The sequence below is a fragment of the Cryobacterium sp. Sr3 genome (assembly GCF_004402835.1).
GTDB classification, from domain to species: Bacteria; Actinomycetota; Actinomycetes; order Actinomycetales; family Microbacteriaceae; genus Cryobacterium; species Cryobacterium sandaracinum.
Genome location: NZ_SOFA01000004.1, coordinates 214,585 through 229,143, shown reverse-complemented (window position 1 = coordinate 229,143; position 14,559 = coordinate 214,585). Strand labels below are relative to the sequence as shown.

Here is a 14,559-nt window from a genome sequence, read left to right as displayed (position 1 = left end):
AACGACGCCGGACCGACAGTCGGGTCCGCTGCGGTCACTGCTGCTGTGCGGCTTCGAGCGTCTTTAGCCGACACAACCGTGCTCACCGCGACCGAGAGACAGCTTTTGGGAGACTGGCTCGACCGTGAGGACTCGCGCCGCACGGCCGACGAGCACGGCTGCTTAGCCTAAGTCCACCGGCTGGCTTGTGAGGGAATTCTGATATCGGTTTTGTGGGGGGCTTTGAGAGTTTCAGGCGCGGATGCGGTCCGGGTCTCGCGGCCCGGGGTGTTCCGCTGGTGTTCCTGTTGATGCCGGTGTCCGCTGCTTGGTCAGGTGGGGTCGGGTTGTCGCGGTCGAAAGTTCTGGTCGAACAGGGCCGTCCTGGGTTTCTCCGAGGGCCAGTGCTCGGGCAGGTGCGCCAAGGAACTGCTCTAAGGTCGGCATTCACGAGCGCTATCGTGGCGTGAGTGCGGTGGGTTGTGTCGGCGGCGACGGTGTCGACGGTGCTGGTGGTGAAGAAGGCATGGAATCGATGGGTGTCGAACAGGGTCGCCCGGGGTGGCCCTCAGGTCAACGGACGGGCGGTATCGACGTAGTCGAGCGTGTGAGACTGATGGCAGGGTCTCGGGCACTCCGCCTCGAAAAAGAACAGGAATCGCACATGGAATATCGCTCACTCGGCAACAGCGGCGCGGTCGTTTCGACCTACGCCCTCGGCACCATGACTTTCGGCGCGGAGGCCGATCAGGAGATGGCACACACACTTCTGGACACATATGTAGAGGCAGGCGGCAACTTCGTCGACACCGCGGATGTCTACAGCTCCGGGGTCTCGGAGGAAATGATCGGGTCCTGGCTGGCTTCGCACCCGACCGAGCGTGAGCAGATCGTTCTCGCGACCAAGGGCAGGTTTCCGATGGGCACCGGCCCCAACGATCGGGGAACCAGCCGCCGGCATCTGAACCGGGCACTTGACGATTCGCTGCGCCGGCTGGGCACGGATCACGTCGACCTATATCAACTGCACGCCTGGGACGCGTTGACGCCGCTGGAGGAGACCCTGCGCTTTCTCGACGACGCCATCCGGAGCGGGAAAATCGGCTACTACGGCTTCTCCAACTTTCTGGGTTGGCAGCTGACGAAGGCCGTGTACGTGGCGCGGGCGCTCGGTTTCACGCCGCCGGTCACCCTGCAACCGCAGTACAGCCTCCTCGTGCGCGAAATCGAATCGGAGATCGTGCCGGCCGCACTCGACGCGGGCCTGGGGCTTCTCCCTTGGTCGCCCCTCGGCGGAGGCTGGTTGTCGGGTAAGTACCGGCGCGACACGGACCCCACCGGAGCAACGCGCCTCGGTGAGGATCCCGCGCGCGGGATGGAAGCCTGGGGTCCGCGCAACAAGCAGGAACGCACCTGGCGTATCATCGACGCCGTCGCTGAGGTTGCAGCCGAGATCGGTGCCACGAGCGCGCAGGTGTCCCTTGCCTGGCTTGAGGTGCAACCGGCGGTGACCTCGGTCATCCTCGGGGCGCGGAGTGTGAAGCAGCTCGCGGAAAACCTGTCCGCGGCCGACGTGCAACTGAGCCCAGAGCACCTGGAACTGTTAGGCGCACTCAGTTCACCGGTCGTTTCCGACTATCCCTACGGTGAGGCGGCGGTCGCGCAGCGCTTGCGCGTGGTCGGTTTTTAGGCCCGGTGCTCGAGCCGGACCGGTCATCGCCACGACCTTGCCCATCGCACCCGACGGCATGCCGGTGCACTTCTCGAACGGCCAGGTGCCCTCCGTGCCGTCGATCTGTCCCTGTCTTCATACCCACGGGGTATTCACCACGGAAGACATGAGCGACATCCTGTTCTGAGACCAGAAAGCGAAAACCCCGAAGGAGAAATCATGACCGTCATCAGTTCGAACACCGACACCGAGGCGCTGACGCTCACCTTCGTGGCGGATTTCGACGCGAGCCCGGAGCGGGTGTGGCAGCTCTGGGAGGACCCGCGTCAGCTCGAGCGCTGGTGGGGCCCGCCGACCTGGCCGGCCACCTTCGAGCGGCACGACTTCGTGCCCGGCGGCCGGTCGAACTACTACATGACCGGCCCGGACGGCGAGAAGGGGCCCGGCTGGTGGGTGACCACGCTGATCCAGCCGCCGCGCCGGTTGGAATTCGAGGACGGCTTCGCCGACGAGAACGGTGACCCGATTCTCGAGATGGGCTCGGTGCGGGCCGTGGTGACTCTGGAGGAGGCCGACGGTCGTACCCGCATGACCACGGTGTCGACGTTTGCGAGCCTCGAGCAAATGCAACAGATTTCCGAGCTGGGTATGGAAGAGGGTATGCGCCAGGCCATGGGGCAGATTGACAGGCTTCTCGCTGAAGACGACAGCGCCTGACCGGAGCGCCGTCGCCGTCGCCGGCGGTCGCGCCCCGCTCAGTGCACGAGCGCCTTGAGTGCGATCAGTGCCAAGCCCATGCCCGCCGTTCCCGCCGCGGTGGCGAGCTTCGCGCGTGAACCGGCCTGCCGTTGCCGGGCAGCCCACCAACCCAGCACCGCGAGGGTGACCACAGCAGCCCACAGTGAAAGGTCTACGGCCGCATCTATCGACCACCCGAGGAGTGCGGCGAGGATCAGGCAGGCTACCGGCACGATGAGCGCCCATAACAGCCCGGCTGAGCGTTGCAGCGCCTCACGGACCGCCTCCCGCCAGCTCAGGTCCCGATTGCCGACGATCTCGGCGTACACATGCGCGCCCCAGAACACCAGGACGGTTCCCACGGTACGGGCGATGAGGGCCGGCAGGCCGGGGTTGTACAGGGAGAACGCGGAAATGAGACCCGCGGTCAGCACAGTGCCGTAGACGGCCTCCGCGTTCATGGCCCGCGACACCCACGGGTAGCGCCGCAACCGGGCATCCAGGTCGAACCCCGAAGGCTTCACCGTCACCGCCGTTTCCGCATTGGCAACTCGCTGCCGCCGCGGTCAGCATAGTCGGGCGAGCTGCGTATGACCCTGCATCAGCAACCACGCCGCGCCAGCATCGTTGGGCGGTCGCGGTCGCGGTCGCGGTCGCGTTCTCGGGCATGCGTCGGGCGGAGAAGTTGCCCTCCCCGGAGAAGACCGTACGGCAGGCGGACCGCGACGAGCCTGCGCCGTTCTGACTCGGGATCCGCGATTTCGCGTGCACGTGTTACACGGCGTTGCCGGCGATCCAGTCCAGAACGGCAGGAGTCGCATGGCGAGCGCGTGGCCCAACTCCGTGTCGACACGAGTGCCCCAAGGCCACGACCTCCGCCCGGTTGCTGGCTCCCGAGCACACGGCCAGCCGCCCCGAATATGCGGATGCCTTGCTGGACGACGTACTGGCCGGTCAGACCTCGGGCTCCCGGGCGACCACGCCTGAGACTTCGACGAGCTGGCGGCGACCATCGGCACCCTCATCGGGAGCGACGTCACCTTCCGCAACCTCACCCCGGCCGCGCACGCGGACATGCTGACGGGATTCGGACTCGACGCGGGCCTGGTGGGCTTTGTTGTGGGGCTCGACACCGACATCCGTGACGGCCTGCTCGGTGAGACCACCGGTGACCTCGCGTGCCTCACCGGCAAGCCGCCGACCCCGCTCGCCGCGGGTTTGGCTCGTGCGTCGTGAGGTGGTTGCTCGAGGCGAAGGACGGGGCCTCGGTGACCGACGCTCGATCGGCATCGGCATCGGCATCGGCAGGCGTCTGGCCAGCCCCGAGGGGGCGACGAGCAGGTGGAAGCCTTTGCGGGCAAGGATTGGCACAACCTCAGCCTGCCGGCCAAGGTGGAGGGCCAACGAAGAAACCCCAGTTCTGCGACTGGGGCTTCTTCATTGCGACCTCTGCAGAACTCGGGCTAGTGGCTCAGTGCCGGTTCCTCGAACTGGTTCATCGTGTTGTTGGTGCCGCCGGCCTTCAGGGCGGCCTCGCCGGCGAAGTACTCCTTGTGGTTGTCACCGATGTCGGAGCCGGACATGTTCTGGTGCTTGACCGTGGCGATCCCCTCACGGATCTCTCGACGCTGCACACCCTTGACGTAGGCGAGCATGCCCTGGTCGGCGAAGTAGCCCTTGGCCAGGTCATCGGTGGACAGCGCGGCCGTGTGGTAGGTCGGCAAAGTGATGAGGTGGTGGAAGATGCCGGCCTCGGCCGAGCCGTCGCGCTGGAAGGTGCGGATGCTCTCGTCGGCGATTTGAGCGAGCTCGGTCTCGTCGTAGGCGACGCTCATCAGCTTCGCGCGGTCGTAGGCCGACACGTCCCTGCCCTCGGCGAGCAGGTTGTCGTACGCCTGCTGACGGAAGTTGAGCGTCCAGTTGAACGACGGGCTGTTGTTGTAGACCAACTTGGCGTTCGGGATGACCTTGCGAACCTCGTTCATCATTCCGGCGATCTGGGCGACGTGCGGCTTCTCCGTCTCAATCCAGAGCAGGTCCGCGCCGTTCTGCAGCGAGGTGATGCTGTCGAGAACGCAACGGGCCTCACCGGTTCCCTGACGGAACTGGAACAGGTTGCTTGCCAGGCGCTTGGGGCGCAGCAGCTTGCCGTCGCGCTTGATGACAACATCCCCGTTACCCAACTCGGCCTCGGTGATCTCGTCGACGTCGAGGAAGGAGTTGTACTGGTCGCCCAGGTCCCCGGGCTGGTAGGTCACGGCGAGCTTCTGCGTCAGGCCGGCACCGAGCGAGTCGGTGCGCGAGACGATGATGCCGTTGTCGATGCCGAGCTCGAGGAACGCGTACCGCACGGCGTTGATCTTCGCGATGAAGTCCTCGTGGGGAACGGTGACCTTGCCGTCCTGGTGGCCGCACTGCTTCTCGTCCGAGACCTGATTCTCGATCTGGATGGCGCAGGCGCCTGCCTCGATCATCTTCTTGGCCAGAAGGTACGTCGCCTCGGGGTTACCGAAACCGGCGTCGATGTCCGCGATGATCGGCACGACGTGGGTCTCGTAGTTGTCGATCTGTTCCTGGATGTCCGCGGCCTTGGCGTCGTTGCCGGCGGTACGGGCCCCGTCCAGGGCGGTGAATAGCAGGTCCAGCTCGCGGGCGTCGGCCTGGCGGAGGAAGGTGTAGAGCTCCTCGACCAGCGCGGGAACGGCCGTCTTCTCGTGCATGGACTGGTCGGGCAGCGGGCCGAAGTCGCTTCGCAGAGCAGCGACCATCCAGCCGGACAGGTACAGGTAGCGCTTGTTCGTGGTCTTCAGGTGCTTCTTGATCGAGATCATCTTCTGCTGGCCGATGAAGCCGTGCCAGACTCCGAGGGACTGTGTGTAGACGGAGGAGTCCGCGTCGTACTCCGCCATGTCCTTGCGCATGATGTCGGCGGTGTACTGGGCGATTTCGAGGCCGGTCTTGAAGTGGTTCTGTGCACGCATGCGGGCGACCGACTCAGGGTTGATCGCGTCCCAGCTGCTTCCGGCCGCGTTCTTGAGAGCTTCGACAGCCTGGGTGTCGTCTTGATAGATGGTCATGTGCATTCCTTCGACGTTGAATTGTGCAGAGCGTTGGACGGCTTCCGGCGGCCCGTTATCGGCTGCTAATTGAAGACTGCTGCAATAACAAGCGGTCTTCTTCACGATTCCCGGCAGAACTTTTGGGATTCTTCTTCGTTTGAGAAGAATTCCCTGAGCGAGCCGGATCGTGACCGGGAATATGCCGAGATCGACGACCCAGGTGGGATCGGAGGGGAGGCCACCCCGGTGGATCCCTCCCCGCGCGACTAGGGTGTTGCGCGGAAGAAAGCTTTGACAGGAGGACCACCTGAGCCCTGACCGTGGCTGGGGTGTTCCTCGCGGGAAAGGCACGGCGGCAGAACCGCACCAATCAAAGGAAATCACTATGAACAGCACACCTTCAGTAATCGTTTTCGACGTCAACGAAACCCTCTCCGATATGTCCCCGCTGAGCGCCCGGTTCGTGGAGATCGGAGCCCCGGCCCACCTGGCCCGGGTCTGGTTCGCCTCGCTGCTGCGGGACGGCTTCGCCCTCGCCGCCGCGGGAGGAACCGCGCAATTCTCCATGATCGGATCCGAGATCCTGCGCGGGGTCCTCCGCGACGTCGACCTGACCCGTAGCCTCGACGACTCGGTGCGCCACGTGATGGACGGCTTCGAGACGTTGAGCCTGCATCCGGACATTGCCGACGGCATCCGTGATCTGAAAAGTGCAGGGTTGCGCCTGGTGACCTTCTCCAACGGATCCGCGCAGGTGGCCGAGTCCCTCCTGACCCGCGCGGGTCTCCGAGGGGAGTTCGAGGCTCTGCTCACGGTGGAGGACGCCCCGGCCTGGAAGCCGGTTCGGGCCGCCTACGACTACGCCGCGGATGTCTGCGGAGTGAAGCCGGGCGACCTGCTCCTGGTGGCCGTGCACCCCTGGGACATCCACGGGGCCGCGCAGGCAGGCCTCCGCACTGCGTGGCTGAACCGCGCCGATGAGATCTACCCCAGCTTCTTCGCGGCACCGGACCACACCATCACCGCCCTCGGCGAACTGGCCATTCAGCTCGCCCGCGACTCGCACCCCGCCCATCGCCCCTAACGAATTCGACGGAGATTTTGGCTCTGGAGCCCGGTTTGTGGCCCACACAGGTCGAAAATCGGAAAATCTCCGTCGAATTCGTTCGGGCGGGCCGTGGTCTGGGGGCAAGGGCTGTCGGGAAAGAGACCGAGGCCGATGGTGGCGCTCTGGATACCCTAGGGGGTATACTGATACTTTCAGTGAATCGAGAAGGAGTCAGCTATGTGCAGCCCCATTCGTTGTAACCGTTGCGGCAAGATCACCTGGACCGGTTGCGGTGAGCACGTCGACAGCGTCATGGCCGACATCCCGCCCGCTCAGCGCTGCACCTGCAACTAGGCATGAAGAACCTCGTCGCAGCACTCGTCCTGGCCGGTGCCGCCCTGTTCGGCCTCACCGCGTGCTCCGCTCCGGTCGCCCCGGCGGCTGAGTCCGCCATGGCGGCCGGCACCGTCGTGATCGACGTGCGCACCCCCGGGGAGTACGCCGCCGGTCACCTCGAAGACGCGCTGAACATCGATGTGCAGTCATCCGACTTCGACAGCCAGGTTGCGGCGTTGCCGACCGACGGCGACTACGTCGTGTACTGCCGCTCGGGCAGCCGTTCGGCCGCCGCGGCGGCCCGTCTGGCCGATCTCGGGTTCACCTCGGTGACGGATGCCGGCGCCATGTCTGCCGCCACCGTCTCCACCGGTCTCCCGATCGTCACGACCCCGTAGTGCCCGCAACACCGGCACCACCCACAACACCGCGAAGGGCACCCACGAGCGTGGGTGCCCTTCGCGGTGTTGCCGGTGCTTAGCCGCCGAAAGCGACGAGGTGCTTTCGAAAGCGGCCAGCAGTCGCTCGTAGACCTTCAGCACGTCGGGGGCGGTGACGCCCTCGACCGCGATGGTCAGATCGGCGATGTCGGTCTCCTCGACCGCACGTCCGGCCTCCATAGCGGTGTCCACGCTGACCGAGCCCTCGGCGAGGAGGGTGTCGTAGAGGTCCTGGGTGTCGTCGGTCAGGAACTCGTCGGCCTCCAGTCCGACGGTCGGGTCGGTGAGCTCATACCGCTCCAGGAGGGTGCACACGGCATCCAGGTGCTTGGATTCCGACTTGGCGATGCGGGTAGAGAGCGCCGGGTCGTACTGGGCGTCGAATGCGGCGTACAGGTCGTACGCGAGCTTCTCTTCTTCGCTCATCGCCGCGAGCTCTGACTTCCGGTCCTCGGTCAGCGTGCCCATGACCATGCCGCTCGGGTTCGACTGGCCGGCCTGGGGGGCGTCGCCGGGAGTCGGTAAGGCGGAGAGGCCGGTCAGGCAGACGCCTTGTCGGCGGCCTGGCGTGCCGCGATGCTGGCGTGCACCTCGTCCATGTCGAGGCTCCGCACGGCGGTGATGACCTCTTCCAGTGAGGAGGCGTTCAGGGCGCCGGGCTGGGAGAACACCAGCACTTTATCGCGGAAGGCCATCAGCGTCGGGATCGAACGGATGCCCGCGGCGGCGGCCAGGCTCTGCTCGGCCTCGGTGTCGACCTTGGCGAACACGATGTCGGGGTGCTTCTCGGACGCGGCGGTGAAGGTGGGTGCGAACATGCGGCACGGGCCGCACCAGGCCGCCCAGAAGTCCACCAGCACGATGGAGTTGTCGGTGATGGTCTGGTCGAAGGTTTTCTCGGTGGTGTCAATGGTTGCCATGACTCCAGAATATACCCCATGGGGTATTTTGGTCAAGCGTCGGGCGACGCCCGGAGCGGCCCGACAGGTTGCTTTTCAGATACCCCTGGGGGTATCGTATCCAATGTGCGATCCGATCGCACGCACAACGCAGGCAAGACGTCAGCACGACGCACGCAAGACTTGGAGGACTTCGAACCATGGACGTTATCGTTATCGAAACCCCGCAGCTGGGAGACCGCAGCTACCTGGTGCACGACGGCGCGGTCGCGCTGGTCATCGACCCGCAGCGCGACACCGACCGGGTGGAGAGCGCGGCACGCGAGGCCGGAGTCACCATCACCCACGTCGCCGAGACCCACCTGCACAACGACTACGTGACCGGCGGCTTCGCGCTCGCCCGGGTGCACGGCGCGAAGTACCTGGTCAACGCCGCCGACTCCGTCACTTTCGAGCGGGAGCCGGTCACCGACGGCCAGGTCTTCCCAGTCGGCGGCCTGACCGTCACCGTGGTGGCCACGCCGGGGCACACCCACACCCACGTGTCCTACATTGTCAGCGACGGCAGCGAAGAGGCGGTCTTCTCCGGCGGCAGCCTGCTGTTCGGCTCGGTCGGACGCACCGACCTGGTAGCCACGACCGACACGGTCGCGCTCACCCACGACCAGTATGCCTCGGTGCGCCGGCTCGTGCACAAGGCCGAGCATGACGCCGCGCTCTTCCCGACCCACGGGTTCGGCTCCTTCTGCTCCAGCGGCCCGGCCACCGGCGCCGGAGCATCCACCATCGGCGAACAGCTCACGGCGAACCACGCCCTGACCGACTCCGATGAGGAGCACTTCGTGCGCGACCTGATCACCAACCTCACCGCCTACCCCTCCTACTACGCGCACATGGCCCCCGCGAATACGCAGGGTCCCGGCGCGCCGAACCTGCAGGTGCCCGAGTCCCTCGACGCCGTCGAGCTCACCCGGCGCCTGGCCGAGGGGGAGTGGGTCGTCGACCTGCGCAACCGGGTCGCGTTCTCGAGTAACCACCTGCAGGGTGCCGTGAGCTTCGAATACGGCAACGGCTCGAACTTCACCACCTACCTGGGCTGGGTTCTGCCCTGGAAGGAGCAGCTCACCCTGGTCGGCGACCGCGCAGACGTCGAGGACGCCATCCGTGACCTGTCGCGCATCGGCATCGACTCGCCGGATGCCGCCATCGGCACCGAGCCGCACGCCCTGGCCCCGGATGCCCCGGTCGCCACCTACCCGCGTGTGGGCTGGGTCGGGATGCTGCAGGGCCGCGCCGAACAGGATGTCCTCCTGGACACCCGTCGCGCCGACGAGTTCGCCGGTTCCCACCTGCTCGGTGCGGTGAATGTTCCGCTGCACGAGTTGCTCTCCCGGATGGAGGAGATCCCGGCCGGCACAATCTGGGTGCACTGCGGTTCCGGCTACCGTGCCGGGGTCGCCGCCAGCCTTCTGCAGCGCGCCGGCCGTGAGGTCGTGCACGTCGACGGGAACTTCGACGAGGCCACGGCTGCCGGACTCACCCTGGCCGAGCTGACCGTCTAACCCCATGCCGGGAAAGCGAACGGCGATCCACCCGGCCGAGAAGCGCAGTCCCGGCTCGTGGACCGTCCCTGGAAGATGCTGCCGATCGGTGTGCTCTTCGGTTCTGGCCTCGACACTGTCGTCTCGATCAGTCTCTCCGTTTTTGCCCGGGGTGCTCACGCCGGGCCTGTTTTGGTACGCGGCCCTGGTGCTCCCCATCGTCTTCTGGGAGCGGTCCTGTTCGGCGTCGTCGCGCTGACCGGAGTCCTCCTGGTTCTGTGGGCACCATTCCGCCCCAATCTGTCCCTGGAAAGGCACTCATAATGGAACTCACCCCGCAGCAGGTCTTCAGCCGCCTGGCCGAGGCGCAGATCGTCGAAGTGCGGGAAACCCCCGAGCTTCTCGACGGCATGATCGCCGGAGCCCGGCACATTCCGCTCAGTACGATTCCGGAGAACACCGCAGCTCTGGACCCGAAGCGACCCGTGAGACTGGGCTGTCGCAGCGGGAGTCGCAGCGCCAGCGCCGCCGACTACGTGGCTGCCGCGGGATTCGACGCGAATACGATGACGGGCGGAATGCTCGAGTGGACTGCTGAGCGGCTGCCCACTGTTCTGCCTCAGCGCCCGTGATCATCGCGGCCCTCGTCCTCGGGCTCATCGTCGGGTCCCTGCTGGGCCTGGTCGGTGGGGGCGGGGCGATCATCGCCGTGCCGGCCCTCGTCTACGGGGTCGGGCTGCCGTTGGAGGAGGCGATCCCCACCTCCCTGATCGTTGTCGGAGCGGCCTCCGCCGTCGCCGTGCTCCCGCGGCTGCGTCGCGGCGTCAACTGGCGGCTGGCCACCATCGTCGGGTCGGCCGGGGTGGCGACCGCCTACCTGGGCACCATGGTCAACCGGCTGCTTAACCCGGGAGTTCTGTTGCTGATTTTCGCCGTGATCATGGTGATCGCCGGCATCCGCATGTTCATGCCGCCCCGACCTGGCGGCGGCCCCTGTGCGCTCCCGGGCGGGGAGATCAGGTGGCGCAGCTGCCTGCCCCGCGCGCTCGCCACCGGCGCGGTGGTCGGTTTCCTGACCGGGCTGCTCGGAGTCGGTGGAGGCTTCCTCATCGTGCCCGCGCTCACCCTCGTGCTCGGCCTGCCCATGAGCGTGACCGTGGGAACCTCGCTGGTCATCATCGTCATCAACTCGTTGGCCGGGTTCACCGCGCACCTGGGTGACGTGCAGATCGACTGGGCCGTGACCGGTGCGTTCGCCGTGACGGCCATGGCTGCGTCGCTGATCGCCGGCCGGCTCGCCCGCGGACTGTCCGACACTGTGCTGAAACGCGGATTCGCCGTTCTGGTTCTGATCGTCGCGGTCTATGTGGCCGTGCAGGCCGTGGTGGCGCTTGTCGACTAGGACAGCGCTAGGAACAGCTTCTCGAGTTCCTCCACGTGGAGGGGCTTCTTGTCAACGGTGTCGCCCTGGTCGGGGAGACACTCCTTCATCGCGGAGGTGATGATCGTGAAGCCGGCGCGGTCGATGGCGCTGGAGACGGCGGCGAGCTGGGTGACGACCGCCCGGCAGTCGGTGCCTGCTTCGACGGCGGCGATCACCGCGACGAGTTGCCCCTGGGCGCGCTTGAGCCGGCTCATGGTCTTGCGCAGATCATCTGGCCTTGTCGGGTCTGACTACATGTGTATAAAATACCCCGTGGGGTATCAACCCTCTTGACAATCGAGGAATCAGCCACACCATGAGAATCTCTAGAACGTTCACCGACCTCCGCATCTGGCCTCGCCGAAGACGGATGGTCGCAGCCGGCATCGCGGCGGCGGCGTTGACCGCGCTGACACTCGCCTCGGGCTCCGTTGCCGTGGCCGGCGGATCACTGATGTTCCCCGGTGCCGTCTGGGCCTATGCGGTCACGGTCGTCGGGGCCGGGCTGATCGGCCTGGTCGTCGCCAGCTACTTCGATGCCCCGATCGGCGGGGAAGCCACCCGGTGTGACGTGCGCTGGCCCGTGCTCGGCCTGATCGCGGTTTATCTCACCACCGAACTGCGGGAGGCCGTTCCACTTATCGCGGCCGCCGTTCGCCCGGTCGTCGCCGTCGCCGCGATCGCGCTGCTGGCGTGGGCGCTGCTCGAGCGTCTGGGCATCGAGCACCGTGCCGTCGACGATCGGAGTGTAAACGGTGAGGACGGCGAGGTCTGCACGACCTGCAAGCCGCTGTTCCCGGCGACGCGGAGCCGCTGACACCGTCAGGGCGCCAGAGGGTCGAGCCGACCGGCAACCACAGGAAGTCAAACCCCCAACAGTCGCACCGACGCTCCACTGCCCGGAAGACCGTGGTGCTCAGGAGGTCACGTTCCTGCGCGCTGAGACCGCCGAGTTCCGGTCTGCTCCCGACGAAGGTCTCCAACGGCCGATGATGTTTTGGCTGGTCTCCCCGTTCCAGATCACCGGGTACACCGCTACATGGATTCCGCGACCACGGCCAGCACGTTGGCGGCCGGGTCCGTGAACCAGGCGATTTGGGCCCGGTCTTCTTCGTCGCGCATGATGCCCTTCTCGTCGTTGGGCGGCATGTCGGCCAGATCCGCATCGCCGTAGATCTTCGTGGTCACGCCGCGGGCGTTGAGCTCGCCGACCGTCTTCTCGACGTCGTCGGTCATGAAGTTGAGAACGGTGAAGGACGCCGGCACATGATCGGGCTTGACGTAAATGAACAGCTGCGCGCCGTTGCCGAGCCGAACCTCGAGGTTGCCCATCATGCCCTCCGTGACGGAGAGACCGAGGGTCTCACCGTAGAAGCGTTTTGCCTTGTCGATGTCGTCAACGGAGAACGAACTGAAGGCCTCGGAACTGGTGAACATGTCAATCTCCTTCGTCAGGAACCATGTGGTTCGCCGACGACGATTGCACTCTGCACCAGAGTTGGATAGCCCCCGGCAGGGTAGCGGATCGCGGATACCCCGTGCCCTGCCGAGGCAGGTGCCTAGTAGCTGCGCGGCTGGCGCGGCGGGCGCTCGGTGCGGCCCTCGCGACGGACCGGTCCGCCGCCGTCGGCACGGATTTCGATGAGCTTGCCGCTGATGCGGGTGTTCTCCAGTCGGCCCAGCACGTCGCCCGGCATGTCGGCCGGCAGCTCGACGAGCGAGTATTCCGGGTTGATCTGGATGTGACCGAAGTCTTCGCGGCTCAGGCCACCCTCGTTGGCGAGAGCGCCGACGATCTGGCGCGGTTCCACCTTGTGGCGCTTGCCGACCTCGATGCGGTACGAGGCCATCGCGCGGTTGTTGTCGCGGGGGCGGCGTTCCACCCGCTCCACGCGTTCGCCGCGCTCTGCGCGTTCGTCACGGCGGTCGCCGCGACCGGCGTCGGCGCGGGCGCGCTCTGCCCGGTCGCCGCGGTCGGCACGCTCGGGCCGCTGCGCGCGGGCATCCGCCTGGGTGAGCAGCAGGGGAGTCTCTCCCTGGGCGACGACCGCCAGGGCCGCCGCGACATCCGCTTCGGGCACGTCGTGGTGTGCGACGTAGTGACCGATGATGTCGCGGAAGGCGCCGATCCGTTCGGACTGGCCGAGGGCCTCGGTGATGGCGTCGTCGAAGCGTGCCAGGCGGGTGACATTGACGTCTTCGAAGCTGGGCAGCTGCATCTGCGTCAGCGGCTGGCGGGTCGCCCGCTCGATGGCGTTGAGCAGGTGTCGCTCGCGCGGCGTGACGAAGCTGATCGCTGCGCCGCTGCGGCCGGCTCGGCCGGTGCGGCCGATGCGGTGCACGTACGACTCGGTGTCGATCGGGATGTCGTAGTTGACGACGTGGCTGATGCGGTCGACGTCGAGGCCGCGCGCGGCGACATCCGTTGCGACCAGGATGTCCAGCTTGCCGGACTTGAGCTGGTTGACGGTGCGCTCGCGCTGCACTTGGGCCACATCGCCGTTGATGGCAGCGGCGGAGTAGCCGCGCGCGCGCAGCTTCTCGGCGAGCAGTTCGGTCTCGTTCTTGGTGCGGGTGAAGACGATCATGCCCTCGAAGTTCTCCACTTCGAGGATGCGGGTGAGCGCGTCGACCTTCTGCGGGTACGACACCATCAGGTAGCGCTGGGTCGTGTTCGCGGAGGTCGTGGTCTTGTTCTTGATCGTGATCTCTTCAGGGTCGTTCAGGTACTTCTTCGAAATCCGCCTGATCTGCGGCGGCATGGTCGCCGAGAACAGGGCGACCTGCTTGTCGTTCGGGGTGTCGGCGAGGATCGTCTCGACGTCCTCGGCGAAGCCCATCTTGAGCATCTCATCGGCCTCGTCGAGCACCAGGTACTTCAGCTGCGACAGGTCGAGCGTGCCCTTTTCGAGGTGGTCCATGATGCGGCCGGGCGTACCGACGACGATGTGCACCCCACGACGCAGCGCGGAGAGCTGCACGCCATAGCCCTGGCCGCCGTAGACGGGGAGCACGTGCACGCCGCGCATATGACCGGCGTACTTCTCGAATGCCTCACAGACCTGTAGGGCAAGCTCACGGGTCGGGGAGAGCACGAGTGCCTGCGGGGTCTTCTGCGCCAGGTCGAGGCGCGAAAGAATCGGCAGCGCGAACGCGGCAGTCTTGCCGGTTCCGGTCTGGGCGAGGCCGACGACGTCGCGCCCGGCGAGAAGCGGGGGGATGGTGGCGGCCTGAATGGCGGAGGGAGTTTCGTACCCGACGTCCTTGAGCGCCTTGAGCATCGAATCATTGAGCCCAAGGTCGGCGAAGGTTTTCGTGTCGCGGGCAGTATCTGCCTCGCTCTGCGTGGGGGTCGTGTCAGGGGTGTGCATACTACAACGGTAATCCATCGGAGAGTGCGCCCCGTTCGTGCGGGAGGATAAGA

The 14,559-nt window shown here is 66.2% G+C and carries 16 protein-coding genes; 10 read left to right on the top strand and 6 right to left on the bottom strand.

The genetic code is table 11. The features are described from left to right. Positions 1-643: 643 nt before the first annotated feature. Positions 644-1,669 (top strand): aldo/keto reductase, encoded by a 1,026-nt coding sequence (locus tag E3N94_RS02080; RefSeq protein WP_104101524.1) that lies wholly within the window; start codon positions 644-646, stop codon positions 1,667-1,669. Positions 1,670-1,870: 201 nt separating this feature from the next. Then, positions 1,871-2,368, top strand: coding sequence for an SRPBCC domain-containing protein (locus E3N94_RS02075; protein ID WP_134342397.1), 498 nt, complete (start codon positions 1,871-1,873; stop codon positions 2,366-2,368). Positions 2,369-2,406: 38 nt separating this feature from the next. On the opposite strand, the gene E3N94_RS02070 is transcribed toward E3N94_RS02075, so the two are convergent. Beyond that, the gene (locus E3N94_RS02070; protein WP_134342396.1) at positions 2,407-2,919 is read right to left on the bottom strand and encodes a hypothetical protein; all 513 of its coding nucleotides are present in this window, start codon (positions 2,917-2,919) and stop codon (positions 2,407-2,409) included. Between the two features lie 544 nt (positions 2,920-3,463). Between E3N94_RS02070 and E3N94_RS16385 the strand changes: the two genes are divergently transcribed. After that, a complete protein-coding gene (locus tag E3N94_RS16385) occupies positions 3,464-3,625 on the top strand; it encodes a hypothetical protein (RefSeq protein ID WP_158250278.1) in 162 nt (53 codons plus the stop codon). A gap of 227 nt (positions 3,626-3,852) precedes the next feature. Here E3N94_RS16385 and E3N94_RS02065 read toward each other — a convergent pair whose 3' ends face one another. After that, positions 3,853-5,466, bottom strand: a complete 1,614-nt coding sequence (locus E3N94_RS02065; protein ID WP_134342395.1) for an isocitrate lyase — start codon at positions 5,464-5,466, stop codon at positions 3,853-3,855. 367 nt (positions 5,467-5,833) lie between these two features. On the opposite strand from E3N94_RS02065, the gene E3N94_RS02060 reads away from it, so the two are divergent. The 3 genes from E3N94_RS02060 to E3N94_RS16380 all read left to right on the top strand — a co-directional run bounded on the left by E3N94_RS02060 (position 5,834) and on the right by E3N94_RS16380 (position 7,713). After that, positions 5,834-6,532: a haloacid dehalogenase type II gene (locus E3N94_RS02060; protein WP_134342394.1), complete on the top strand. Its 699-nt coding sequence runs from the start codon at positions 5,834-5,836 to the stop codon at positions 6,530-6,532. 320 nt (positions 6,533-6,852) lie between these two features. After that, entirely contained in the window at positions 6,853-7,230 is a 378-nt protein-coding gene (locus E3N94_RS02055) for a rhodanese-like domain-containing protein (protein WP_104101511.1), read from the top strand. A gap of 54 nt (positions 7,231-7,284) precedes the next feature. Beyond that, complete coding sequence (locus E3N94_RS16380) at positions 7,285-7,713, top strand: hypothetical protein (protein ID WP_166790027.1); 429 nt, start codon at positions 7,285-7,287, stop codon at positions 7,711-7,713. A gap of 98 nt (positions 7,714-7,811) precedes the next feature. On the opposite strand, the gene trxA is transcribed toward E3N94_RS16380, so the two are convergent. Continuing rightward, complete coding sequence (gene trxA / locus E3N94_RS02045) at positions 7,812-8,192, bottom strand: thioredoxin (protein WP_104101506.1); 381 nt, start codon at positions 8,190-8,192, stop codon at positions 7,812-7,814. Positions 8,193-8,371: 179 nt separating this feature from the next. Between trxA and E3N94_RS02040 the strand changes: the two genes are divergently transcribed. From E3N94_RS02040 to E3N94_RS02030, 3 genes are all read left to right on the top strand, one after another. Further along, entirely contained in the window at positions 8,372-9,733 is a 1,362-nt protein-coding gene (locus tag E3N94_RS02040; protein ID WP_134401457.1) for an MBL fold metallo-hydrolase, read from the top strand. Positions 9,734-10,035: 302 nt separating this feature from the next. Next, on the top strand, positions 10,036-10,344 hold the full coding sequence (locus E3N94_RS02035; protein ID WP_134569676.1) for a rhodanese-like domain-containing protein: 309 nt from the start codon (positions 10,036-10,038) through the stop codon (positions 10,342-10,344). Beyond that, entirely contained in the window at positions 10,341-11,114 is a 774-nt protein-coding gene (locus tag E3N94_RS02030) for a sulfite exporter TauE/SafE family protein (protein ID WP_347232364.1), read from the top strand. The genes E3N94_RS02035 and E3N94_RS02030 overlap by 4 nt, the downstream gene beginning before the upstream one ends. Here E3N94_RS02030 and E3N94_RS02025 read toward each other — a convergent pair. Next, positions 11,111-11,350 carry a metal-sensitive transcriptional regulator gene (locus E3N94_RS02025; RefSeq protein ID WP_134342390.1) on the bottom strand — a complete coding sequence of 80 codons (240 nt, stop codon included), beginning with the start codon at positions 11,348-11,350 and terminating at the stop codon, positions 11,111-11,113. The two genes, E3N94_RS02030 and E3N94_RS02025, sit on opposite strands and share 4 nt — an antisense overlap. A gap of 101 nt (positions 11,351-11,451) precedes the next feature. Here E3N94_RS02025 and E3N94_RS02020 point away from each other — a divergent pair, with 101 nt between their 5' ends. Then, positions 11,452-11,952, top strand: coding sequence for a hypothetical protein (locus E3N94_RS02020; protein ID WP_134342389.1), 501 nt, complete (start codon positions 11,452-11,454; stop codon positions 11,950-11,952). Between the two features lie 218 nt (positions 11,953-12,170). On the opposite strand, the gene E3N94_RS02015 is transcribed toward E3N94_RS02020, so the two are convergent. Together E3N94_RS02015 and E3N94_RS02010 are read right to left on the bottom strand one after the other, a co-directional pair. Then, on the bottom strand, positions 12,171-12,572 hold the full coding sequence (locus tag E3N94_RS02015) for a VOC family protein (protein ID WP_166790030.1): 402 nt from the start codon (positions 12,570-12,572) through the stop codon (positions 12,171-12,173). Between the two features lie 122 nt (positions 12,573-12,694). Continuing rightward, positions 12,695-14,506, bottom strand: a complete 1,812-nt coding sequence (locus E3N94_RS02010; RefSeq protein WP_104101489.1) for a DEAD/DEAH box helicase — start codon at positions 14,504-14,506, stop codon at positions 12,695-12,697. Positions 14,507-14,559 lie beyond the last annotated feature (53 nt).